Here is a 25,062-nt window from a genome sequence, read left to right as displayed (position 1 = left end):
TCGCCATAGCACTGTTTAACGAGTCACTATAAACAACAACATAAAAACAACAGGGGCTGACATGCAAATACTGTTTCCGGAGATAAAACCTTACGCTCGCCACGACCTTGTGGTCGACGATATTCACACGCTCTATATCGAAGAGTGCGGTGTGCGTGATGGCATTCCGGTGCTCTTCGTTCATGGTGGCCCCGGCGCCGGCTGCGGCAAGAACGATCGACGTTTCTTTGACCCCGAAAAATACCGCATTATTTTATTTGATCAACGGGGGGCTGGCCGAAGCACCCCTCACGCCGAACTTGAGAACAACTCAACCCAACACCTTATCGAGGATATCGAAACGATACGGCGACACCTCGATATCGATCGCTGGGTGCTTTTTGGCGGCTCGTGGGGGTCCACCCTCAGCTTACTTTACGCGCAAGCGTACCCTGAAAACATATTGGGACTGATATTACGAGGCATATTTTTATGCCGAGACCGTGATTTAGAGTGGTTCTATCAACAAGGGGCCGACAGAATATTCCCAGACTACTGGCAAGAATTTATACACCCTATTGCAGAAGCCGAGCGAGGATCTTTGATAGCAGCGTACTACGAGAAACTCACAAGCAGTAACGAAATAGCCAAAATGTCGGCCGCAAAAGCATGGTCGACCTGGGAGGGACGCTGCGCCACACTAAGACCAAATCCCGATGTGGTGAACAGTTTCGCTGAACCTCATCTTGCGCTTGCGCTCGCAAGAATTGAATCGCATTATTTTATCAACAACGCCTTCCTAACACCGCACCAGATTACCGATAACATGCCCGCGATTAACAGTATTCCAGGAATAATTATTCACGGCCGTTACGATATGGTATGCCCTCTAGATAATGCCGTTACCCTATACCAACAATGGGAAGAAGCCGAACTACACATTGTGCGGGATGCAGGCCACTCCTCACGAGAACCCAGCATTGTAGACGCGCTAATAAAAGCGACCGAAGAAATGGCTATGCGCCTCTCTGGTGAGGGCGACCAGTCGGGCTAAAAAGCCTAACCGCTATAAAACATAAGGTTGCGGCCAGCGCAACTCAAAGCACGCACCGCCCCACTGCGACTCTCTCACGTGTGCTCTGCCGTTGTGCCACTCCATTATTCGGCTGACAATGGATAAACCTAAACCGAAACCACTTTTATCGAAATTAGTATTTTGGCGTAACCGGACGAAGGAGTTAAAGACTCGGGATCGATCTTCTAGAGGAATGCCCGGGCCATCATCTTCGACGAGCACAATATAATCTTTCTCGTCGATCGCGAGCGTAATGGTAATTTTACTCTGTGCATATCGCTGAGCATTGGTGATAACATTATGTAATGCACGCTCCACTAAATACCATTCACACATGACATCCTGCCCGTTCAATTCATCATTAATATCATATTCAATGGCAATATCATCAACCCTACACCCAGCCACAACTTCCGCAATAAGTGCACCCAAATCTCCGGGCTTTAAGTTTAACTTTGTCACACCCTGCTCAAATCCCGCATAGGTTAACAAGCCGTTAATCAAACTCTCCATTTCACTTACATCCTGCCGAATGCTTGTCAATTTTCGCGCCTGCACTTTACGATCTTCTATTGTGGCGGCGATCTCCAACGCAAATTTCATTCTTGCTAGAGGCGTACGAAGTTCATGAGAAACAGCATAAGTCATTTCTTTGTGTGTGGAAATGAGCGCACGAATACGTTCAGACATTCCATTAAGCGATTGGGCCAATGTAAAAACAGTAGAATGCGGTGCAATATCAACGGCCGAAGGCACTCCGTCACTACCCAGTTTTTGGGTGTTTTTTTGCAATATTCTTAGATCGCGGGAAAGCGGGTATACCCAAAAAAATATGACCAAGGAAATTAAAAAATAAAAAACAGCCGACAATATCTGATAGAAATATTGTTCGTGGCCAACTTCAATTTCTTGGCGGATACTGACAACGCTATCGCTGCCAGGCAAACGTTTATAACTTACAATCAGGGTAGAACTTTCAGTCACGGTTACCAAATCGCCCAGCAATATTTGCTGCCCCAAGCTCGAACCGGAAATCTCATCCGCTCTCAATATTTCCACATCTAACTGGGCGGTATTAGCAAACTTTCGAACATGCTGGCCGTAGGCCGCCGGTACAACCTGTTCCAATTCACGTTCAAGTAAATTCACTAAACTATTAACATAGCTATTCACTTCAGGTTCGGAGTTATAGCTTTGCCATAGTTTATCTACACCCCACCCCACACCGATAATGGAGAAAATAATGAGCAGATAAAGTGACGCAAACGCTCTATTCATTAGTGTTGGCTACCAAGCGTCCGCTACAAATAAATAACCTCGGCCCCAAATGGTTTTTAATCGCGTTGGATCATCGGAACAGTCGCCAAGTTTTTTTCTCAATTGAGACACACGAACATCAATCGTTCTATCCATTCCATCGTAAGGCCTACCGTAAATAATATTAAATAAATATTCCCGGCTTAACACTTTCCCTGGTTGCTTCGCAAACGTCAACAACATGTCAAATTCGTGGCTAGACAGTGCAACCACGTTTTCACCTAATCGGACTTCTCGTGACGCAACGACAATATTTAAAGAGCCAAAACACAATTCAGCCTGCTCTTTTTCTTCTGGCTGCTGGTATCGACGCAATAACGCGCGAATGCGAGCAAGCAACACTCTAGGTTCGGCAGGTTTAATGACGTAGTCATCGGCCCCGTACTCAAGCCCTGACACTTGATCGGCGTCCGAATCACGTGCGGTGAGCATTAGTATCGGGCCGTCATAACGCGGCCGAATTTCTTTGCAAATTGTAAGGCCATCTTTGCCTGGTAGCATTACATCAAGAATGACAATATCCGGCTCTAGAGACTGCACCGCGCGAGGAACGGTATGGCCAACGTCTTCCACAACCACCTGAAAACCGTGACTTTCAAGATAATCCTTTACTAACTCTGCAAGGCGTTTGTCGTCTTCTGCTAGTAAAACGAGACTCATTAGAAAAAACTCCATGGATTCCGGCGACTTCGGCGGTATTGTTTTTGGTCGCGCATGACTTTAAATTCAGTTTTTGCGATAACAATAAGGTTATCTTGCGCATCTCGTAATTCAAAACTAACCGTCTCATCGACGGTGATAAGCATATCTATTTCGCCCTGCTGCACCTGTTCCCAACACTTTAAAATTGACTGATCGGCGGCATTGTATAAACATACATTTTGCTGATGCGGCGTAGACCACGACAAGTGAATAAACTGCTCACATTTTTCTGCGGTTTCCGACAAAACACAAATACGCGGAACCACCGTAAGATTTGCGTTTAAAGGTTCGTTAACGGCCGCCTCGGCTGCTTTACACGTTACAGCACAGAAAGTGCCGCATACACAAAAGGTCGCCAACCAACAAACGAAAGCGTTCAGGTTTATTTGACAAAATAACCCTTTAAAAATGGTACACCCCCCCTACGTAGAGGGTAAGCACACTATCTTCATCCAAAAGCGGGCTATTTTTTATGGACGGCGATAGCCATCGATTATGGAGTGTCGCTTGCCACGACCAATTGCCTTTAATCTTCCGCCGCCAATCCAGCCGCACAAAAGGCGAAATACCATCGCTAGCATAATATTCTAGCGCTTCATCCTCGACTTCATCTTTTTCCACACCGTAGTAGTATTGTAGTAATTCCGCACTCTGCCAAGAAAAGCCAAGCGACAATTCTATGAACTCGTTTACGATACGACCCGTTCGCGACAACGCTGCGCGAATTTCCTGCCCTTTATGAACCGCCGTTACATCGTGCAACAACTGTAAACTGCCGTCCCAATTTTCGGCGTAGTACGCCCATTCAAGACCGGAGAAAACAGCAGTATTGCGATTGTGAAGTTGGTCAATATCAATAGGGGCACGCCAATCCGGTGATTCTAGCGGAGCATTTGATTCATTTGACTCGGGTACAAGGTTATCACTACTTTCGCGACCACCGGCAGTGATCCCACCAATATCCAGCTGATACTCGTCTTCCTCTAACGTGTTATTGCTTGACCCTAAAATGGGGCCCGCATCCACCACCAAACTGCCTACATTACGCGTATTAAAATAGAGTTGGTCAAACCCAATCGTAGCCACAGCGCTTAGTTGATGCATACCCGAGTCGTAAAACGTGTAGCCGCCGGTATACGTATCGATAAAGAAGTGTTCCCCGTAATAACGAACGGCAGGGAGAACAAATAACGGCAGGTCATCACCATCTATTAACGGATTACTGCGTAAACCAATGCCGAAACCAATACTGATATCCCATTCACCGACCTCGACACAACCCGCCGCGCCTGACGAGCAGGCAGGCTCCGTCTCAGCATACGCAGGCATCACCAGCACGCCACAGGCAAGTATGCCGATGTTGAACATCAAGCAAAACACTCTGTAGTGAAAGTTTAAAGGTTTAATCCAGTACACGTTAACTCTCCGCCGGTGGGTAATGTAGGCCTAACATGCTCTATTTCCATCCTTCATATAAGCTCATACTGGCACCAGTATAATTTTTTTCTCTAAGGTTGAATGCAACGAATTGTAACCTAGGTACGCTCTAATCAAAACGGTGTATAGGTGAGCGTAATTTGTTACTCTGCCGACCATATACTGTGATTTAGAGCTATTAATGAAAGTCTTAATTCAACGCGTAAGCCATGCATCCGTTCACGTAGACAATGCGTTAGTCGGCGAAATCGATCAAGGTGTCCTCGCACTCATTGGAATTGAAAAGCATGATACCGACGCCATCCTTCAACGAATGGCCGACCGCCTACTCGCCTACCGCATATTTCCCGACGCCGACGGCAAGATGAACTTAAGCCTTAAGGACATTGGCGGTGGTCTCTTAGCTATTTCTCAATTTACGCTCGCGGCCGATACCCGCAAAGGTTTACGGCCCGGTTTCTCCAGTGCCTCGCCGCCAAAAGAAGCCGAAATATTATTCTCTACATTTTTGGGTTATTTAAATGAACGGCACGCAACCGTCGCAACTGGCCAGTTTGGCGCGGACATGAAAGTCTCGCTCCTTAACGACGGGCCAGTAACCTTTCTATTGGAAATGTAATTTATAAACAGCATCTGCTAGACTCATGCAGCTCAACGCCCCACTATTACAGTGGCATAAAAACGCCCTACTTTTATTGTGTATGAACAGGAGACTTCGATATGGATTCTATATCCGCAACGTTTATGATGTTTGGCTTAACATTACTACTCGCCAGCTGGATCTACCTTTTGTTCGTTTCTTTCGAAGACGACTACGCGTGGGGTTTAACGACACTTTTCTTACCACCACTGGCCTACTTATACGGATGCTTCTCATGGCAGAAAGCGCAAGGCGCCCTATTAATGGCCGCAGCAGGCTGGATACTGATACTCGTGAGCCTATAAAGCAGCCAGCAGTAAAAGGTTTTGACCTCTATGAAGTTAAACTGTGATCTCGGTGAAGGGCTTGACCAAGTCGACGCCCTTGTTATGCCTCACATACATATGGCAAACATTGCATGTGGAGGACATGCTGGGGATGAAACGTCAATGAAGCGCTGTGTATCATTAGCGCTCAATTATGGCGTTAAATTGGGCGCTCACCCGGGCTACGCCGATCGACAAAATATGGGCCGTATATCCGTAGCCATGAGCAGGGCGTCACTTCAAGAAAGCTTCCTCGAACAAGTTAATGATTTTGAAACAATCTGTTCTGAGCTAGGCACACACATGAGTTACATCAAACCACATGGCGCCCTCTATAACGATATGATGCGCAACCAAGATGTACTCCATGCACTTGTGGAGTCATGCTCAATTCATTATCCATCGCTACCCCTCATGATACAGGCCACGCTTGATAACGAACAAAATACTGAAGTGGCCCAACAATTTTCTCATTATTTTATGTTTGAAGGTTACGCCGATAGAGCCTATACCGACGGAGGATTGCTCGTTCCCAGAAGCCAAAAAAACGCGCTGTTAACCAACACCGATGCCATAATTGCTCAAGCGGAAAACCTCGCTCACAAAAAGGGTGTCTACTCAGAGAGTGGCTTATGGTTGCCACTTCACATCGACACGCTCTGTGTACACAGTGACACGCCTAGCGCAGTTGATTCACTATTGGCCATTAGCCAACGTCTTTACCAAAACTAGAGTCATGGCCATCTCGCCATGACTCTATATCACGGTCAACACGACACCTCTCTTACTCCAAGTATCGAGCGCCTCAACGACAACAGTTTACGCTTGTCCTTCGATGGTGCGACGGCCAACGTTCAAACCCTTGAGCGAATAAAAGCTTACTGTGACAGTATCGCGGAGCAATTGGGCTCTCATATAAAAGAGCTTATACCGGCAAACAATTCGATTATGCTGGAATTTGACGATGACGAGATTGGCTACAACGCCTTTGTTCGCAAGCTCATCCACACATTGACCAATCGCTCGCACCACCGAAATAACGCCAATCCGATCGTAGCCCCTAAACATCATAGAATTCCCGTATTCTATCACCCCGATATTGCACCGGATTTAGTGCCGTTGGCGGCTCTGCACAAGATGACGACTCGCGAACTTATCGAACGGCATACCGCTATTACCTACACTATTTTTGCCGTGGGGTTCACGCCGGGGTTTGCCTATCTTGGCACGCTAGATCCTCGGATAGCGACACCTCGCCATGCAACGCCGCGCGGTGCAGTGCCTGCAGGCAGTGTCGGTATAGCCGAAACTCAAACAGGTATTTACCCGCGAACATCACCCGGCGGCTGGCAGATAATCGGAAAAACACCCGATATTATTCTGCCGCCTCTAGCTGACGAGTTAAAACATCGTAGCTCCACGTTCCGGTTTTCCACGGGAGACTCTGTTTCGTTCTATTCCATTACGCCTATCAAATTTCGATCCCTTACAAAGCAAGCAGCCGATAATGAACGCTATACAAAAAGATAACGCCGCCGAAGCTGTTGTCAACAAAACTAGCGCGCATAGTTTTTTAACCGATAAAGGCAGGCGCGGAGGGCAGGTGATGGGGCTTTGTAGCGGAGGTGCGGCCGATGCGTACGCCTATTATTGGGCCAATAGGCTTCTGGATAATCACGCTACTGCCGCGGCAATTGAAATCACTTTTGGGCCATTTTCACTTACATTTAAGGCTGCCACACGTATCGCTGTTTGCGGCGCAATCAGTACGATAAAACTTGGTAACAAGCTCATCCCTCCTTGGAGTAGCACACACGTCGCCGCTGGCGATACCCTTTATATCGCCATACCAACATCCGGGTTGCGGCAATACCTCGCCATCGATGGCGGTTTTAAGTCAGCGCTTTTTTTTGAGAGCTGCGAATCACTCCAATACGATTTTACGACACGAACATTAGCCGTTGGTGATTCCCTTTGGTATACGCCAGATCGCAACCATAACAAGCCCAATCACGGCCTAAACCGCACCGTTAGCTGGCGAGCTACCCCTAACTACTCAAAAGAGTTAGTGCTGCGTATAAACCCCTGCTATCAATTCCATCAATTCACCACTCATGCAGTAGAACAACTGCTCAAGTCTTGCTATACCGTCCACCCCAACAGCAACCGAATGGGCTACCGCTTGGCAGGGAAAACAATCGAATGGGGGCACAAAGGTATTTTATCGGAAGGGATTGCGTTTGGTAGCGTTCAAATTCCGCCCAATGGCCAACCTATCGTATTGCTAAACGACCGGCAGACCATTGGAGGTTACCCAAAAGTAGGGTGTGTACACACTGCGGATTGCTATCAATTAGCCCAGCGGCGCCCGGGCCAGGCCGTACGTTTTACGCTCGAACCCTATCCATAAGGCTCGACACGTCAATTAATGATTTCGCTCTTTCAACCATGCATGTAACTTTGTCGCTGGCATGGGGCGGGCATATAAAAAGCCCTGTACCTCATCACAACCGAGCGACTTCAAAAACGCGGCCTGTTCTTCAGTTTCTACGCCTTCGGCAATAACTTTTTTATTCAAGGTTCGCCCTAAGTGCACAATAAGTTCCACTATTTCACCGCTATTACCCTTATCAAAAGACTGAACAAACGACTGGTCTATCTTCAAGCGGTCTATGGGCATTTTTTGCAAATAACTCAACGATGAAAATCCGGTACCAAAATCATCTAGAGAAAGTTGAAAACCCATTGCCTTAATATCTTCTAGCAATTGACTATTATTACTTACGTCGTTCATCGCGACCGACTCAGTGACTTCTAAATCGACCATACCGGGCTCTACATCTGTTTCTATTAACACGCGTTTTAGTGTTTTCATCATTGCCGGATGCTGTAATTGAGCGACAGACAGATTCACGCTCATATGAATATCGTCCCAGCCATTTCGTTTTAATTCTTGTAGCTCCATCAGCGCTGTATGCAAAATCCATTCGCCTAGCCTAACAATTAAACCGGACTGTTCCGCCAGCGGAATAAAGTGGCCCGGCGGAACAAATTCGCCGTCATCAACCGGCCAGCGCAACAATGCTTCAACGCCCAACGTACGCCCCGTTTCCAAACATAATTTCGGCTGATAATTAAGCACTAGCCGTTCCATATCGAAGGCCGTGCGTAAATTTTTCAGTAACTCTAAGCGATCTTTTGCATTTTCAATCATGGCACTGTTAAAACGAATGACTTCTCCACGGCTATGTGTTTTGGCCATTTTCAACACTATGCTTGCGTCTTTAATCGCTTCCGAAGCAGCACCGTCAACTTCGTCTAACGGCACAATACCCGCTGTAACAGAGATCATTTGTTCTTCACCCGAAATATCGAATTCCGTTAAAAAAGGAACTAATACATTTTCGGGTTTCAGATGTGTGTCGGGGCCGAATATAGCAAAAGTATCGCCGCCAACTCTCGCCACAACACAAGGATCAGGAAAACGTTTTAACAAGCGTTTAGCCACAGCTTGTAAGAGCCTGTCACCATATTTTTGCCCAAGTGAAGCATTAATTTCGGCAAAATTATCGATATCCCCTATTGCCAACAAGTAACCCGCACGAGAACCGTTCTCTAGCGTCGTTTGAATTTTTTCAATTAATGCGTTTCGATTAGGCAAACCAACAAGTTCATCTATATACGCATAATTGCTCAGTTGTTCTAGCAGTGTTAAATTATCCGCACATATGGAAATATTCGTACAAAACAACTCCAATAAACTCTGGTCAATTTCATCTAGCTGCGTTGCACTTGAAACGTAACAGCTCATATCGCCACGCGCACTACTTCCCAAATAAAGTGCAAGACCAAATTTGTCGTATACGTTTGAGCGAGAATCTAAACTTGATTCCAGCAAGTGGCGAGCATGCTCCTCGTTTAAATCCGATAACGGCTTGTCTATCAAGACACAGTAGTGTCCCGCTGCAGCAATTATTTCGGGCTGCCCCTCACGCCGTTTATCGTTACGACGCACACAAATCAGACCTTCTGGTGGCACACTTAGCAAACCTGACAAGTGAATAATCACACCTTGGGCGAACGCATTTAATCCATTTTTGCTGAGCAGCTCGGCACTCGAGCGCACGATCATATCGAGGCCTTTTTTGCCCGCTTCGATCATACGTATTTGTTTGTAAGAGCGCACGGCGGTAGTTAATGCGGCATATAACTTACTTTGTGTTAATTCGGATTTAAGTTTGTAATCATTAATATCATAATCACGAATCACTTCAATTTCGGGCGCCTGATTGGGCTGACCCGTTCGAAGAATAATACGAGAATCCGTTACTTTTAATTCCTCTCTTATTATCGCCACCAAATCTAAACCCGCATTCGGCGTTTCCATTACGACATCTAGCATGATAACCGCAATATCCTGATACTTATTTAAAATGTCGATAGTTTCGCGCGCAGAACTCGCGTGTAAAACGGCCAAGAATACGAGTATTACGCAATGCAAACGTTGTAGCGGTATGTACGTCTTGCTCATCATCCGTGATCAAGATACGCCACACACTGGGTTTTGATATGAGGCCTTCCTGTTCCGTCGACGGTTTATCGTCGAGAAATTCCATCATATCGTTTTTTTCACTTGGTTCATTAGCCATGAAATGCATCACCTTGTTCTATATCACTTTTTGCCATGCTCGATTGCGGCGCTTGAAGAGGGATAGAGATCGTAAAGCAAGTGCCTTTGCCTAACTGCGATTCGACGTCAATATTGCCGCCCAGCACACCAGTAACAATATTGTGCACAATATGCATCCCCAACCCATTTCCCCCTTCTCCGAGTTTCGTTGTAAAAAAAGGATCAAATATTTTACTTAAATTTTCCTCTGGAATACCGTGCCCATCATCGGAAATAGTAAGGCGAACCCCAGCTTCCCCTCCAATCGGGCTCGGTTGAGCCACTATATCTATTTCACCATGATCACGATCATCAAATGCGTGAATCAAAGCATTGTTCATAAGATTGGTGATGATTTGCCCCAACGGGCCAGGATAACTATTCATTAGAATCATCTCGGGAACGTCAATACGTATTTTATAAGGCGTGTGCTTAAAAAGCGGCGACATTGTCATTTTCGTTTCGGCTAGCATTTCCGCCAATTTAAACTCTCTGCGCTGCGCGCTAGTACGATCGACCGCCACTTGCTTAAAGCCACTGACCAACTCAGAAGCTCTCTCTAAGCTGGCCACCACGAGGTGTGACCCTTCATCCATATCACTCAAGTAATTCTCAAGTTCGGTGCGTGTAATACCTTCGCTAAACTGACGGTGAATCTGCCGGGTGGAATCATACAAGGACGACGCCACCGTTAGGCCATTCCCGAGAGGAGTATTAAGTTCATGCGCTACACCCGCGACTAAAGCCCCTAACGCCGCAAGTTTTTCAGATTGAACGAGATTGCCTTGCGCTTGCTGCAGTTTATCCAGAGTGCCTTTCAGCTCCTTGTTCAAATCGACTAATTCTGCTGTACGCTCTTTTACTCGTTCTTCCAAGGTGGTGAACGCTTGCTCCAACGAGCCCCGCATGATTTCAAGCTGTCTAGAAAGCCGACCAAATTCATCGTTTTGCAATACCGGTATAGCGGTGCGTAGATCGCCGCCGGCAATACCACCTGCAGCCTTTTCCAAGGCCGTCAACGGCCGCACAACACGCTGACGAAGGAAATAACTTAATACGCCAAGCGAGAATATTAACTGAAAAATAATGATGGTAAGCAATAGCTGTGAATCGGCAGCCGATCGCTGCCTAGCCGCCTTTAAACTGTACATGAGTGAAACAGAACCCAGTCTCTCGCCCTCAAACGCAATATTGCGCACAATTTCTAAGCTTTCTTCTAGAGCACTGGTTTCGTCTTTTTCATATTGGAGAAACGTTTCGCCGTCGACCCCCTGAACAACAATTCTTAGCACCGAAGGATCAATTTTTACCGTATCAAGTAAAGGTTCACCTAGCGACGGTGCCACATTCCAAAGCGGCATGGTCATGCCCGCCTGCAGCAAGTCAGCATAACTTCCAGCCGCGGCCTGACTTTCTTGCTCAATAGTGCGCTGGTAGTTTTCATAGATCAAAAAACCACCCGTTATCACTGCCGGAGCCGCAATCGATAAAAACACAACAATAACTAAAAAGGCTTGAAGGCTTGCTCGGCTCTTTGTTGGAAATTGCGTAATCGTGGCGTCTTCAGCGTTCACTGAAAGTTGTTGCTGCGTTAACACGAGCGTATCCTTTTGCGTTGTTCATATTAGTGCCGCAGACCAGTCACAATAAAACTAAAACTCTAGAAACAAGTGCATCTAGTAACTATAGCTCATCAATCTCTTGGAGTATTATTCCGGTATGATGCGCTCAGCGTTTACAGAGGTTATTATTCACAAAATGAGTCAACAAACGCTAATTACTATCGTGATTGACTATAGTTTATAACTAATATCACAAAAAATGACGTCTACACCCAGCTTATAACGATTAACGACCTAACTCGAGGCTACTTATGTACTTTACTGCTCGCGCGAATCAACTGATGGCGCTCGGACCCCTCTACATCTTGATCATTGCCCTTTTTTCAGGCTGCGCACACCAACCCGTGTCAAGTACTGCAGCCGTGTCAAGTACTGCAGCCGCGCCAAGAACGGTCGAGTTCGAATGGATGTCCATTTCAACCTGGCATCAAAAACATGACGTCAATGTCACTCAAGCAGAGAAAGGGGATGCCGACATACTCTTTATAGGCGACTCAATAACAGAAGGGTGGACTTGGGGAGAGAATCAACAAATCTTCGACGCGACTTTTGGACAATATAAGACCGCTAACTTTGGGATTGGCGGCGACCAAACACAACACGTTTTATGGCGTTTGCGCAATGGAGAATCAGGTAACCTCAACCCCAAACTCACGGTATTACTGATAGGTACCAATAATTTCGGGCACAGTCACCATACACCTTCGCAGGTAGCCGAAGGGGTAACCGGTATTATTAACGAGCTTAAAACCGCCTTCCCTAGCACTAAAATATTACTCATTGGGGTGTATCCATTTGACCATCTCGCAACAAGCGAGAGCCGAGTTAAAGTGGCGAAGACCAATCAACTTATTGCGCAGCTAAACGATAACCAAACTATTTTTTACTATGACTTTGGATCGCTGTTTATTAATGAACGGGGTAACATTCCACAATCTTTGATGTCCGATTACCTCCATCCCAGCAATGACGGTTATGCGCTTCTCGCGACCAAACTGGGCCCTATCGTAGATTCATTCATGCAGCCTACAACTCGCAACCCCTAACGGCCGAAGGTTAGAAATCGACTATGAACACATCTAATTGGACAACAGTGGTGGCAACAACTTGGATAATAGCCCTGTGTATGCTCACCAGTTTAAACTGCAATGCGGACAATCACATTAGTATGAAAACAACCGTAATTCCTGCAAATGACGACCGGCTTCAACCGATCGGTCGAATGCAATTCAATAAAGATGGAAGTGCGTCTTTTGGCTATCCCGGCGTTGGATTCCGCCTTACAACCAATGCAAAGCACCTTGGTGTTAATATCAAGAGCACAGGCAGCGATAGCTATATAGCCGTGCGTATTGATGGCGGCGAGATAAAGAAACTAAAATTACTTAAAAATGCTTCTACTTTATCTCTGTTCGCACAAGATACGAATGAATCTAGAGTTGTAGAGTTACTTCACCATTCGGAAACATGGCATGGCACCATCACACTAAATCAATTCATTTTATCTGAAGGTGATATTCTTCCAGCCCCTGCGCTTCCCGAACGAAAGATACTGGTTATTGGCGACTCGGTAACCTGTGGAGAAGGCGCCAATAGAGACGGCGCCCAAGCTTGTGAGAAAGACACTAGCTGGTGGAATGCACATCGATCTTATGGATGGCTGACAGGCGAAGCTCTGAACGCTCAGGTGCAATTAGTATGCTATGGCGGTCGCGGGCTCATTCGCAGCTGGAATGGCAATACCAATGAAATTAATGGGCCCGATTTTTACGAACTAACCATCGCACAAGATAACGGGACACAGTGGAAACACGCCGCATATCCTGCAGACTTAATTGTGGTATCGCTCGGCACAAATGACTTCAGTTTGGGCATTGGGCCTTTACCTACCGCAGACGCATTCGTTCCAGCATATGTCACCTTCGTTAAAAAGCTGCTCGCTGACCACCCGAAAGCCGAGATTGTTTTAACCGATGGCGCTATTGTAAGTGACGGAGAAGAAGCCCGACCACAACGCACCGTGTTACGCCGTTATCTTCACCAAACGAAACAGCTCGCTGACAACGAGAGAGTACATGTTTTCGACGCTAGCCACTTTCCTGGTGACGAATGTGATGCTCACCCAACGGGGCCACAACACGCCAAAATGAGCCAAGAATTAGTAGCTTACATCCAAAAGACGTTAAAATGGTAACCGCTGCTAACACGCGTTAACCGCTAGCATGCAACGCAAAGTAGTAAAGATTGAAGATCACAATCTTTACTACTTTTCCCAACTTTCAGCTCCGCCTCGCCAGAACATACCGTCTGCTTCATATCCTTATCCCATACGATAAAATCGTCCTGAGCGATACTGAACGTCACTATCCTTGTTGTACCCGCGGCTATCGATACCCGCTTAAAACTCAAAAGCTTTTTGATTGGGCTCGTAACACCAGGAATACACAAACTGCAATATAACTGAACAATTTCAACCGCATCGCGCTCGCTAGAATTCCTCAACTCTAACGTTAAGGTTGCAGGTGCTTTCGCCGTGACGTGCGCGCAAGATAAAGACGCCTCACCGTATTGAATAACGCTGTAATTTAGCCCTTCTCCAAATGCCAGCAATGGTGATTCAGGTAAATCAATATACCGAGAAATACCATCGTAATGGGGAGAGATAGCAGCATGCCAACCGGGAGCCTGATTGTAATAAACCGGTAATTGCCCAACGTGGCGAGGAAAACTGATCGGTAATCGACCAGACGGATTTAATTCCCCAAACAGGCATTGCGTAAGCGCTGTACCGCCTTTAGCCCCAGGATTAAAAGCAATAATAACCGCACTCGATTTTTCGACGACGGCATTAATGCAATGAGGCTTACTCATGACCATAACGCTGACAATGGGCGTTTTGGTTTGATACAACGCGTCAAAAATTGTATTTTGATTGCCCGGTAATTCTAGATCTGCTCTATCGTGAAACTCACCATATTGTTTAAGTGCATCACCGGCACAAAAAATAATTAAATCTGCCGATGCGGCTTGCTGAATAAATGATTGCGCTACGGGGTTCTCGCAAAAAGGCCCGCAATAATCGTCACCAAAAAACTGTATTTCACACTCATGCTCGGCACTCGCTGCCTCTAGAGCGGCTTTTAACGTTACAGTATCTGCCCGATGAGTTTTTGTATCGGTATACGCCGCCATGCCCGGGATGAACGACCAATCACCTAATTGATTTAATACGTTATCCGCATTATCACCCACCAACATTATTTTTCTAGGCGTTTGCGAGAGAGGTAATACACCGGAATTTTTAACTAGGGTAAGTGATTGTTGCGCCGCCTCGAGAGACGTTTCCCAACGAGCCGTATCGGAGAGTAACTGCTGTCGATTCGGGTTTTTAGCTTGATCAAACAACCCCAAATCAAATTTCAACCTTAAAATACGCTCAACACTTTCGTCGATTCGCGCTTCGGAAACTCGTCCTTCTCGTACCAATGCCAGCGTAATATCATAAACCTCTGGCGTGGACATAAATATATCGTTGCTCGCATCTAAGCATAGTGCAACTGCCTCTTCCATTGATCGCGCGGCTTTTTGAAGCGTTAACATTTGCCCGCAATTATTCCAGTCTGTTACCACAACCCCCTCGTATTGCCATTCCTCCCTAAGTACGGTATTCATCAACCACGTATTCGCTGAGCAGGGAATACCATTAAGGGACTGATAACCCGCCATAAACGTTTTACAGCCGTTTTTTGCAACACGCTCAAAGGGCGGCAAAAACACGTTTCGCATTTCACGCTCGGAAATATGAGCATCGGATGAATCACGCCCTCCCGAGGTTTCCCCGTAGGCGGCGTAATGTTTCGCACAAGCCGCTAACGGGTACTCCGCCGTCTGATAGCCAGTAGCCAGTGCATCAGCCAAGAGCGCAATTAACGTTGGGTCTTCCCCAAAGGTTTCACTGGTTCTTCCCCAACGTGGGTCACGCCCGATGCACAGCACTGGCGAGAAGGTCCAATGAAGGTTGCTCGCCCTCGCCTCATTTGCCGTTATTTTACCCACCTCGGTGAGTAAATCCTTGTTCCACGTACAGGCCAACGCTAACTGCACCGGAAAAACCGTGGTGTCATCCTCTAAACAGTGACCATGAATCGCGTCGATACCAAAAATGAGTGGAATATTGAGCCTAGAGCGTTTTTCATTTAACGCCTGTAATCGAGTAACATCATCGCCTACGGCATGTAGATAGGAACCAATATGGTAACGCTGGAGAAAATTTTCGTGGTCCCCCTCTAGTGCCGCCAATTGGATCATTTGACCGACTTTTTCTTCTAGCGTCATACGCGGCAAAAGATCACGTACTCTTTCATCCGTAGAAAGCGCACTATCTCGATATCGAAAGCTCATAAATTATTCTTATCAAACGTTTAGGAAGCTTCGCAGTGTAACGGATTTACATCTAAGGATATAATGCATTAAGCGCCACGTTATCGGAGAGTTTTATGACAGCCAGCAATCAACCGTTCGACCATCTCACACTTTATCACAGCCCAACATGTGGCTACTGCATGCGGGTTTACCGTGCGTTGGATACCATGCAAATAAAAATTGGTGGAGCTAACGTTGCTAGCGACTATGACGCGCGCCAGTTACTTCGCTCGCAAGGTGGTAAAACACAAGTGCCAGCTTTACGTATAGAGCATGGCAATGGGAAAGTACAGTGGATGTATGAATCTTTGGATATTATTAACTATTTAAAAACATTCAAGAAAAGTATTGCTCAGTAATCGTTAAAAGGCTCACGCGAGCATACGGCAATGAGCGTCGAGCTTAATCTTTAACGTTACGCTGCAGCGATATAATTTGTTGCTGTAGCTCTTCGACCGTCAGCTCTAACATTTCTATCCGATCCAATAGAGTGTCTGCTGCAACATCTTCTACTGCCGTCGCCGGCACATCTACAACCGCCGCGCCAGACGTTCTCGCTGCACCCTTGAGAGGGGTATCGTCGATGGTATCTGATTCCAAAAACAAGTGACGATACCGGCTATCGCGACGCCCTGCCTCTCTTGGCAACTGCTTAACGTAGGGAAGCCCATCACGGTTAATAAGGCCAGACAAAATCTGCTCAACCTCAGTTACATCACTAAAGGTACACAGTCTATTTGTTCTTGTTCGAAGCTCTCCCGGCGTTTGTGCGCCTCGCAAAAACAACACACAAATCACGCCAAGCTCTTGGGCATTAAAATGATATTCACCAAATTCAGTATTGCAAAATCGATGCTGATATTTCGGAACTCGTCCACCCAAGCGCATTTCACTTACGAGACTTTTCTTTATCAGCTCGTCAATAATCGATTGCGTTTGGGTATCGGAATATTCAACCACAGGCTCTCGATTTGTTTTTTGATTACAGCCCGTTGTTAAAGCATTGAGCGACAACGGGTATTGATCGGGTGTTGTAACCGCTTTTTCTATTAATACACCTAGCACACGAACTTCTGACTCACTGAATTTCATCACAACACCTTAGTCGCTTGACCAAAAGAACCAACCTACTGCTAACGTTGTTGAAAAATAATGCGGTGTTACGGCTAACGGACTATCGTCGAACACAGCTGCACTGAGATTATCATAGCGAAGGTTCCAGCCATACCACAATTGGCCCCTACGTTTCTTTAAACTAAATTTGAAATAGCTACCACTGTAACCGGCTGCCGCATCATAGGCCGTGCGCTCTGCCGTAACCATGGCGGGTGCAACACTATAATAATAGTCGTGGTAGTCGTCCGAGCCCCAGAGAAGACCCAGATCTACCTTACTGTTCCAGCCACGCCATAGTGCGGGCTTACGGTAGGTTATTTTGGGGTTTGCATTGAAACCTATAGGCTCAATATTCTTATCCGTGAGATCAACCGCAAATACGGCCCTTAAGGGTAGTCGCAGCGACCACCCGTGATCGAAATCCTCACCGGTGAGATTAAAATTTAACGACGGGCCAAACTCAACGGCCGAATCAAGTGATTCCATGCCCGCACGCACAGTATTTTCGTCACTTCCACCATTTAGCGCCGCTTCAGCACTAAAATTCAATTCCCAACCCTCACCTTCTAAAAAGAGACCTCGAATACCGTCTTTATCAGCCTGAAAGCGATCACCACGATAAATAAGAATAGGGAAGGGAAGGGCCTGAGTCTGGCTCTCATCCGCGCCCCTATAATCGCGCAAGTGCTGTGCCGCAAAACCAATACCCAATTCAACCTTCGGCAAATCCTCTGCTTGCACCGCAGGCAGCAGGAGACATAAAAAAAACGCACAAAACAATCGAGACACTACGCTGTAAACCTTTTTAAATGAACAGAAAAAAGCCCGCAGTTGCGGGCTTGTTTTAGCAGATGAAGCTTAACGTATTAAGCGTCGTCAGATCCAGTTTCTACTTCAGGCTTAGGCAACAACTCTTTGATAGAAAGCTTAATACGACCGCGCTGATCAATATCCAAACATTTAACATCTACGTCTTGACCTTCACTCAGATAATCTGTCACATTCTGCACTCGCTCATGAGCGATTTGAGAAATGTGGACCAAACCATCTTTGCCTGGCAAGAAGTTCACGAACGCGCCGAAATCAACAATACGTACAACTTTACCTTGATAAGTAGCACCGATTTCTGCTTCTGCTGTAATCTCTTCGATGCGAGTGATCGCGCCCGCAAGACTATCGCCGTCATCACCGTAAATCTTCACCGTGCCATCATCATCAATATCGATAGTTGCGCCGGTCTCTTCGGTAATTGAGCGTATGGTAGCGCCACCTTTACCGATGATATCGCGAATTTTATCGGGATCAATTTTCATCGTGTGGTATTGAGGTGCGTTGTCCGACAACTTCGAACGTGGCGTTGCAATCACAGCATTCATTTCAGCAAGAATATGTAAACGCGCGTGCATAGCTTGCTCTAACGCTGTCTCCATAATTTCTTCGGTAATGCCTTCAATTTTGATATCCATCTGTAACGCAGTAATACCATCGGTAGTACCAGCTACTTTAAAGTCCATATCGCCAAGGTGATCTTCATCGCCCAAGATATCGGTTAATACGGCATAACCGTTTTCTTCTTTAACCAAACCCATAGCGATACCGGCAACAGGCGCCTTCAACGGTACACCCGCGTCCATCAATGCCAAACTCGTACCACACACGGAAGCCATTGAGCTTGAACCATTTGATTCTGTAATCTCACTAACCACACGCATCGTGTACGGGAAATCATCCGACGAAGGTAACATCGCAGCAACACCACGGCGAGCCAATCGGCCATGACCAACTTCCCGACGCCCGGTGCCGCCCATACGGCCACATTCACCTACTGAGTAAGGAGGGAAGTTGTAATGCAGCATAAAGTTATCTTTACGCTCACCTTCAAGGGCATCAATGATTTGTGCATCTCGCGCGGAACCTAAGGTAGCAACTACCAAAGCTTGGGTTTCACCCCGCGTAAATAATGCAGAACCGTGTACTTTAGGTAATACGCCAACTTCTACCTGAAGGCCGCGAACAGTTTTACTGTCACGACCATCAATGCGAGGCTCTCCAGCCACAACACGGCTACGTACAATCTGCTTTTCAATCTTTGCAAATAGCTTTTGTACGTCATCAGCTTTAACGTCAGAATCTGCGGTTACAAGCTCAGCAATCGCTTGTGTACGCAGTTCACTTAAACGGTTGTAACGTTTTTGTTTATCAATAATGCGGTAAGCAACGCCGATAGAATCCTCGAAGCCACGCAATACAGCAGCTTGAAGCTCTTCATTGACAGCCGGTGCTGACCATTCCCAACGTTCTTTACCGGCATCACGTACCAGCTCATCAACCGCATGAACAACCGCTTGCAACTCTTGATGGGCATACAGTACGGCACCCAACATAATATCTTCTGGCAACTCATTGGCTTCAGATTCAACCATGAGTACCGCGTCACGAGTACCCGCAACAACCATGTCCAACTCAGAATCCGCTAATGCCGCGTACTCTGGGTTAAGAATATAGCCTTCGCTCTGGGTGTATCCCACGCGAGCAGCGCCTATAGGGCCGTTAAAGGGTATACCTGATATCGCCAATGCTGCAGACGTACCGATCATAGCGGCAATATCTGGGTCAACGGCTTTCTCGGCCGCAATAACAGTACAAACAACCTGTACTTCACACATATACCCGTTCGGGAATAAAGGACGAATAGGTCGATCGATTAACCGAGAAGTCAGTGTTTCTTTCTCAGATGGACGACCTTCTCGCTTAAAGAACCCGCCAGGAATTTTGCCCGCAGAATAGGCTTTTTCTTGATAATGAACAGAGAGCGGGAAGAAGTCTTGACCTGCTTTCGCTTCTCTTGCACCAACAACTGTACACAAAACACGGGTTTCACCCATGCTCACCATAACAGCACCTGTCGCTTGACGAGCAATGCGGCCCGTTTCGAGAGTGACAGTATCTTTACCATATTGGAATTTTTTAATTACCGGATTCATTACTTATCCTTAATGTTTGAAGCGCCCCATTGCGCTTTATTTTTCAATTACCTTCAAATTCAAAACCGTTCGCTATCCGAAGGTTTCGCATTCATCCATCACCCCGTAACAACGTAGAATTCAGACCACGGGAAAATAAATAAATTCTTTTTCGTAGCAGAGTAAGACAAAGAAACCAAAGAGCAGAAAGTAAAAGTGCCCGCACAAGGCGGGCACTTAGGTACATCACCGCTTAACGGCGTAGACCCAACTTCTGGATCAAACTTGCATAACGACTAACATTCTTACCTTTCAGGTAATCCAACAACTTACGACGCTGGTTAACCATACGGATTAAACCACGACGTGAGTGGTGGTCTTGCTTGTGGTCAGCAAAGTGACCCTGCAATTTATTAATATTAGCGGTTAGCAATGCAACCTGAACTTCTGGAGAACCAGTATCGGTCTCAGAGGTTTGATGTTCTTTTACGATTGCGTCTTTTTCTAGAGCACTTAGTGCCATGAGAAACTCCTCATTTTTTTATCAATATGCCGAATCTGTATTCGCCGTTTTCACGAGTAATACAGCGTAGTTCCGGCCTGCCCCGTGCATATTTACAGGTAGGTCGGTTTGCCGTTTAAAGCAACTCTTTTGTCACCTTCCCTCTCATTGAGGAATAGGCCCCAACCCTAGGGCTGAGCCACCAAGCGGCTTGGTGCCACTCGGCTATCATCTGTAATTTCGCCAACGCCTAAAAATTCACCAGTTGACTGGAAGACGCGCACTTTATCACCTTCGTCTCCCAACTGGTAGACTTCGTTATTGATAACCGCTTGACCTCGCAAAAAATAGAAGCCACTGTGCTCATCAAGCGTCAAGGCGGGCATTTCGGCCACTGGCGCGTCTGTTGGAAGCAGGTGATGATCCAGCGTTTCGGCGCGGTCATCGCCACGCTCAGCTTCAATATCATCAAGGTTTAACACCTGAGCTTCCATAAACGGACCAGCCTGAATACGTCGTAACGATTGAACATGGGCACCGACGCCCAGATCCCGCCCGATATCTTCCGCTAAACTTCGAATATAAGTACCTTTACTGCATTCCACGCGCACATCCGCCTCGGCGTATTGGCCTGGGCGAAAATCAAGAAGCTCGAAATTATAAATAGTGACGGGGCGAGCTTCGCGCTCAACCTCTATACCTTCGCGTGCCAATTTATATAAAGGCTGGCCATTGCGCTTCAGAGCAGAATACATAGGTGGGATTTGTTTGATATCGCCACGATAGTGAGCGATTGCTTTCTCAACGGCTTTAGCTGTTAACTTGCTTGCATCAACCTCGGCTATCACTTGGCCGTCTGCATCGGCAGTATCCGTCTGTAAGCCAAATCGATACGTACTGATATAGCCTTTATCAGAGTCTAGGAGGTACTGAGAAAACTTGGTGGCTTCCCCAAAACAAAGAGGCAAAACACCCGTAGCAAGAGGGTCAAGCGCACCGGTGTGGCCCGCTTTATTGGCATAAAACAACCGCTTTGCGCGTTGAACAACATCGTTAGAGGTAACGCCAGCGGGCTTATCGACTACAAGAACCCCGCTAATAGGACGACCAAATCTACGTCTACGCCCCAAAATTTATTCCTCTTTACCACTATCATCAGAGTGATGCGCGTTATCTTCTGCAACCGCTTGATCGATAAGGCTCGATAACTGCTGACCATGTACAGCGGTAAAATCGTAAAAAAACTGTAACTTTGGCGTCATTCGAAGCATTAAATCTTTCGCAATCAAGTTACGTAAATAACCGGACGCTTTATTTAAAATGGCAACCGACGCTTCAGCTTCTTCGTCCGTTTCAGCACCAACAACGGTAACGTAAACCTTTGCGTTAGCCATGTCTCGATTCACAGAAACCGAATTAACATTGACCATTCCTACGCGTGGGTCACGTATTTCCGTACGAATAAAATTCGCGAGGCTACGCTGAAGCGCATCAGCTACTCGATCGGAGCGTTTAAATTCTCTTGGCATTTCAGTATTTCTCGAAGAGTTGAGAAAGCATTACAGCTCTCTCGCTACCTCTTTAACATCGAAGACTTCGATTTGATCGCCGACTTTCACATCGTAGTTTTTCACCCCGATACCACACTCTGTACCGTTGCGAACTTCACTAACATCGTCTTTAAAGCGACGTAACGATTCAAGCTCACCTTCAAAAATAACAACATTTTCACGCAAAACGCGGATAGGCTTATTACGCTGAACCGAACCTTCCGTAACCATACAACCGGCCACTTGACCAAACTTTGGTGAACGGAAAACGTCGCGCACATCTGCGATACCGACAATCTCTTCAACACGCTCGGGGTCAAGCATGCCTGACAAGGCTGATTTAACCTCATCGATCAATTGGTAAATAATACTGTAGTACCGAATTTCAGCTGATTCGGACTCGGCCAGCTTACGCGCAGAAGCATCCGCTCGTACGTTAAAGCCCACAATAATCGCACCTGAGGTAAGCGCTAGGTTTACGTCATTTTCAGTAATTCCGCCAACACCACCGCCAACCAAGGTAACCTGAACTTCCTCGTTACCCATATCGATCAACGCAGCCTGAATGGCTTCTAATGAACCGCGCACATCGGTCTTAAGCACAACTGGTAATATTTTTTTCTCGTCGCTGCCCATACCTGCAAACATATTTTCTAGCTTCGCAGCTTGTTGGCGTTGCAGCTTTTCGCCACGCTCTTTCTCTGCACGGAACTGAGCAACTTCGCGCGCTTTGCGCTCATCAGGAACAACTAAAAATTCATCGCCCGCTTCTGGAGGAGAATCTAATCCTAACAACTCAACCGGCGTAGAGGGGCCTGCTTCGGTGATCTTCACACCGAACTCATTCGTCATAGCACGAACACGGCCAAAGCTTTGTCCAGCCAGCAAAATATCTCCGCCGCTTAACATGCCGCCTTGGACAAGAACCGTCGCTACAACACCGCGACCTTTATCCATTCTAGATTCAATCACAACACCGCGAGCAGGAACATCTGAAGGCGCTTTAAGCTCAAGCAGCTCTGCCTGTAAGGCAACAGCCTCCAACAATGCTTCGACGCCCTCTCCTGTATGAGCAGAGACAGGGATAAACTGAGTATCACCACCCCAATCATCGGGTATAACGTCTTTCGCTGAAAGTTCGTTTTTGACTCGCTCTGGATCGGCGGCTTCTTTATCCATTTTATTAATGGCAACAACCAGCGGTACACCCGCTGCTCGAGCGTGCTGAACAGCTTCTTCTGTTTGAGGCATTACGCCATCATCTGCCGCTACAACAAGAATTACCACGTCGGTACATTGAGCTCCACGCGCTCGCATAGCCGTAAATGCTGCGTGCCCAGGGGTATCTAAAAATGCGAGCTCACCATGACTAGTTCTCACTCGATAGGCACCGATATGCTGCGTAATACCACCGGCTTCGCCAGAAGCGACTTTAGACTCCCGAATGTAATCAAGTAACGAAGTTTTACCGTGATCGACATGGCCCATCACCGTCACAACAGGTGCACGATCGACCATTACTGCACCGTCATCAGTAGCCACTTGCTCGCGAAGCTTAACTTCAACGGCATCGCCGCTTACCAGTACAACTTTGTGGCCCAGCTCTTCTACTACCAATTGCGCGGTGTCCTGATCAATCAACTGATTGATCGTGGCCATAGTGCCCAGTTTCATCAACTGCTTAACCACTTCACCGGCTTTAACATTCATGCGCTGAGCGAGGTCAGACACACTAATTTCTTCAGGAATTTCAACGTCATAGGTGATTTTACTGGTTGGCTTCTTAAAGCCATGCTGATTTTTCACCTTAATAACAGGACGCGAACCTGATGAGCCACCCATTCGACGCTTCTTCGGCGAATGAATAACCTCTTCAATTTCTTCTTTATCTTCCACATAGTCCAACGCAGAAGCAGCTTTTTTCGGAGCAGCAACTTTCTTAACGGCTTTACCCGCTTTCTTGTTGTGCTTTTTCGCTTCTTCTTCGTCAACTTCAATTTCAGCTTTAGTTTTCAGCTTCTTCGGATGACCATGCTTACTACGCTCATCAACTGATGCGGGAGCTGCTGGTATATTCGCTGGAGCTGCAGCCGGTTTTGCCGCAGCTACTTGCTCAGCTTTACGTTTTTCCTGCGCGAGTTTCTTAGCTTCGACGGCATCTTGCTCAGCCTTACGACGAGCTTGAGCGGCTTTTTGGCGCAACATTTCTGCATCATCGGTATACGAAGGCCGAATCACTTCAACCACAGGCGGAGCCTCCGGCTCAACCTCTGCAGCTGCCACTTCTTCAGCAGGCTCAATGTCAGCTTCAACAACAGGCTCTACAGTCTCCACTACAGGTACAGCATCAACTGTTAATTCGGCTGTACCGGTTTCAGGCACAATGCTCTCAGTTTCTGAGATGGACTGATCGCCTGTATCGGCGTCGTCCTCAGAAGCCTCTTCACGTTTCACATACGTTCGCTTTTTACGAACTTCAACGTTAACCGTTTTGCGCGAAGCGCCAGATCCAGTTTTTAACGTCGTTGTGGTTTTACGTTTTAAGGTGATTTTCTTAGGCGCATCCGCGGATTCACCGTGGCTGGACTTTAAAAAAGCCAGCAACGTTTGCTTCTCTTCGTCGGACACCATCTCGTCTGAATTCTGGTGTGATAAGCCGGCCTGCTTCATTTGGGCCAGTATGCGATCGACAGAAGCCCCTACAGACTTGGCGAGTTCACTTACAGTTACTTCAGCCATAAA

The 25,062-nt window shown here is 46.7% G+C and carries 24 protein-coding genes; 9 read left to right on the top strand and 15 right to left on the bottom strand.

All coding sequences use genetic code 11. The features are described from left to right. Positions 1-61 precede the first annotated feature (61 nt). Positions 62-1,033: a prolyl aminopeptidase gene (pip, locus tag H5647_RS08570; protein WP_045857881.1), complete on the top strand. Its 972-nt coding sequence runs from the start codon at positions 62-64 to the stop codon at positions 1,031-1,033. Between the two features lie 12 nt (positions 1,034-1,045). On the opposite strand, the gene H5647_RS08565 is transcribed toward pip, so the two are convergent. From H5647_RS08565 to H5647_RS08550, 4 genes are all read right to left on the bottom strand, one after another. Next, positions 1,046-2,332, bottom strand: coding sequence for an ATP-binding protein (locus H5647_RS08565; protein ID WP_045857879.1), 1,287 nt, complete (start codon positions 2,330-2,332; stop codon positions 1,046-1,048). Positions 2,333-2,341: 9 nt separating this feature from the next. Then, positions 2,342-3,031, bottom strand: coding sequence for a response regulator (locus H5647_RS08560; protein ID WP_045857877.1), 690 nt, complete (start codon positions 3,029-3,031; stop codon positions 2,342-2,344). After that, positions 3,031-3,318, bottom strand: a complete 288-nt coding sequence (locus tag H5647_RS08555) for a DUF3019 domain-containing protein (RefSeq protein WP_162926338.1) — start codon at positions 3,316-3,318, stop codon at positions 3,031-3,033. The genes H5647_RS08560 and H5647_RS08555 overlap by 1 nt, the downstream gene beginning before the upstream one ends. A 157-nt stretch (positions 3,319-3,475) precedes the next feature. Then, entirely contained in the window at positions 3,476-4,489 is a 1,014-nt protein-coding gene (locus tag H5647_RS08550; protein WP_162926337.1) for a MipA/OmpV family protein, read from the bottom strand. A 202-nt stretch (positions 4,490-4,691) separates the two neighbouring features. On the opposite strand from H5647_RS08550, the gene dtd reads away from it, so the two are divergent. The 5 genes from dtd (at position 4,692) to H5647_RS08525 (ending at position 7,886) form a co-directional block, all read left to right on the top strand. After that, positions 4,692-5,129: a D-aminoacyl-tRNA deacylase gene (gene dtd / locus H5647_RS08545; RefSeq protein WP_045857874.1), complete on the top strand. Its 438-nt coding sequence runs from the start codon at positions 4,692-4,694 to the stop codon at positions 5,127-5,129. A 101-nt stretch (positions 5,130-5,230) separates the two neighbouring features. Then, positions 5,231-5,455, top strand: a complete 225-nt coding sequence (locus tag H5647_RS08540) for a hypothetical protein (protein ID WP_045857873.1) — start codon at positions 5,231-5,233, stop codon at positions 5,453-5,455. A 30-nt stretch (positions 5,456-5,485) separates the two neighbouring features. After that, positions 5,486-6,208: a 5-oxoprolinase subunit PxpA gene (locus tag H5647_RS08535; protein ID WP_045857871.1), complete on the top strand. Its 723-nt coding sequence runs from the start codon at positions 5,486-5,488 to the stop codon at positions 6,206-6,208. A gap of 18 nt (positions 6,209-6,226) precedes the next feature. Beyond that, entirely contained in the window at positions 6,227-7,006 is a 780-nt protein-coding gene (locus H5647_RS08530) for a 5-oxoprolinase subunit B family protein (RefSeq protein ID WP_052691949.1), read from the top strand. Beyond that, positions 6,984-7,886 (top strand): 5-oxoprolinase subunit C family protein, encoded by a 903-nt coding sequence (locus H5647_RS08525; protein WP_045857869.1) that lies wholly within the window; start codon positions 6,984-6,986, stop codon positions 7,884-7,886. The genes H5647_RS08530 and H5647_RS08525 overlap by 23 nt, the downstream gene beginning before the upstream one ends. A gap of 15 nt (positions 7,887-7,901) precedes the next feature. Here the strand turns inward: H5647_RS08525 and H5647_RS08520 are convergent, their stop codons facing one another. From H5647_RS08520 to H5647_RS08515, 3 genes are read right to left on the bottom strand one after another with little or no spacing between them, the layout of a single operon-like run. Then, on the bottom strand, positions 7,902-9,878 hold the full coding sequence (locus H5647_RS08520) for an EAL domain-containing protein (RefSeq protein ID WP_236074842.1): 1,977 nt from the start codon (positions 9,876-9,878) through the stop codon (positions 7,902-7,904). A 22-nt stretch (positions 9,879-9,900) separates the two neighbouring features. After that, positions 9,901-10,125 carry a hypothetical protein gene (locus H5647_RS22130; RefSeq protein WP_236074840.1) on the bottom strand — a complete coding sequence of 75 codons (225 nt, stop codon included), beginning with the start codon at positions 10,123-10,125 and terminating at the stop codon, positions 9,901-9,903. Further along, the gene (locus H5647_RS08515) at positions 10,118-11,743 is read right to left on the bottom strand and encodes a sensor histidine kinase (protein ID WP_045857867.1); all 1,626 of its coding nucleotides are present in this window, start codon (positions 11,741-11,743) and stop codon (positions 10,118-10,120) included. Before H5647_RS08515 ends, H5647_RS22130 begins: the two co-directional genes overlap by 8 nt. A gap of 386 nt (positions 11,744-12,129) precedes the next feature. On the opposite strand from H5647_RS08515, the gene H5647_RS08510 reads away from it, so the two are divergent. Further along, positions 12,130-12,813 (top strand): GDSL-type esterase/lipase family protein, encoded by a 684-nt coding sequence (locus H5647_RS08510; RefSeq protein WP_162926336.1) that lies wholly within the window; start codon positions 12,130-12,132, stop codon positions 12,811-12,813. Positions 12,814-12,836: 23 nt separating this feature from the next. Then, positions 12,837-13,961: an SGNH/GDSL hydrolase family protein gene (locus H5647_RS08505; protein ID WP_082087005.1), complete on the top strand. Its 1,125-nt coding sequence runs from the start codon at positions 12,837-12,839 to the stop codon at positions 13,959-13,961. A 23-nt stretch (positions 13,962-13,984) separates the two neighbouring features. Here H5647_RS08505 and H5647_RS08500 read toward each other — a convergent pair whose 3' ends face one another. Beyond that, positions 13,985-16,168 (bottom strand): beta-glucosidase family protein, encoded by a 2,184-nt coding sequence (locus H5647_RS08500; RefSeq protein WP_045857863.1) that lies wholly within the window; start codon positions 16,166-16,168, stop codon positions 13,985-13,987. A gap of 95 nt (positions 16,169-16,263) precedes the next feature. Between H5647_RS08500 and H5647_RS08495 the strand changes: the two genes are divergently transcribed. Next, positions 16,264-16,548, top strand: coding sequence for a glutaredoxin family protein (locus H5647_RS08495; RefSeq protein WP_045857862.1), 285 nt, complete (start codon positions 16,264-16,266; stop codon positions 16,546-16,548). Positions 16,549-16,591: 43 nt separating this feature from the next. On the opposite strand, the gene H5647_RS08490 is transcribed toward H5647_RS08495, so the two are convergent. The 7 genes from H5647_RS08490 to infB form a co-directional block, all read right to left on the bottom strand. Then, entirely contained in the window at positions 16,592-17,281 is a 690-nt protein-coding gene (locus tag H5647_RS08490) for a YceH family protein (protein ID WP_045857860.1), read from the bottom strand. A gap of 9 nt (positions 17,282-17,290) precedes the next feature. Beyond that, positions 17,291-18,094 (bottom strand): MipA/OmpV family protein, encoded by an 804-nt coding sequence (locus tag H5647_RS08485; protein WP_045857858.1) that lies wholly within the window; start codon positions 18,092-18,094, stop codon positions 17,291-17,293. Positions 18,095-18,171: 77 nt separating this feature from the next. Continuing rightward, on the bottom strand, positions 18,172-20,289 hold the full coding sequence (gene pnp / locus H5647_RS08480) for a polyribonucleotide nucleotidyltransferase (RefSeq protein ID WP_045857856.1): 2,118 nt from the start codon (positions 20,287-20,289) through the stop codon (positions 18,172-18,174). 232 nt (positions 20,290-20,521) lie between these two features. Beyond that, the gene (rpsO, locus tag H5647_RS08475; protein WP_045857855.1) at positions 20,522-20,791 is read right to left on the bottom strand and encodes a 30S ribosomal protein S15; all 270 of its coding nucleotides are present in this window, start codon (positions 20,789-20,791) and stop codon (positions 20,522-20,524) included. 167 nt (positions 20,792-20,958) lie between these two features. Continuing rightward, positions 20,959-21,900: a tRNA pseudouridine(55) synthase TruB gene (gene truB, locus H5647_RS08470; protein ID WP_045857852.1), complete on the bottom strand. Its 942-nt coding sequence runs from the start codon at positions 21,898-21,900 to the stop codon at positions 20,959-20,961. Positions 21,901-21,903: 3 nt separating this feature from the next. Next, on the bottom strand, positions 21,904-22,299 hold the full coding sequence (rbfA, locus tag H5647_RS08465; RefSeq protein WP_045857850.1) for a 30S ribosome-binding factor RbfA: 396 nt from the start codon (positions 22,297-22,299) through the stop codon (positions 21,904-21,906). Between the two features lie 30 nt (positions 22,300-22,329). Beyond that, positions 22,330-25,059 carry a translation initiation factor IF-2 gene (gene infB, locus H5647_RS08460; RefSeq protein ID WP_045857848.1) on the bottom strand — a complete coding sequence of 910 codons (2,730 nt, stop codon included), beginning with the start codon at positions 25,057-25,059 and terminating at the stop codon, positions 22,330-22,332. Positions 25,060-25,062 lie beyond the last annotated feature (3 nt).

It is taken from the genome of Teredinibacter purpureus (assembly GCF_014217335.1).
GTDB lineage: Bacteria > Pseudomonadota > Gammaproteobacteria > Pseudomonadales > Cellvibrionaceae > Teredinibacter > Teredinibacter purpureus.
Note: the sequence above shows the minus strand (reverse complement) of the source record. Positions and strands in the feature narration are given on the sequence as shown.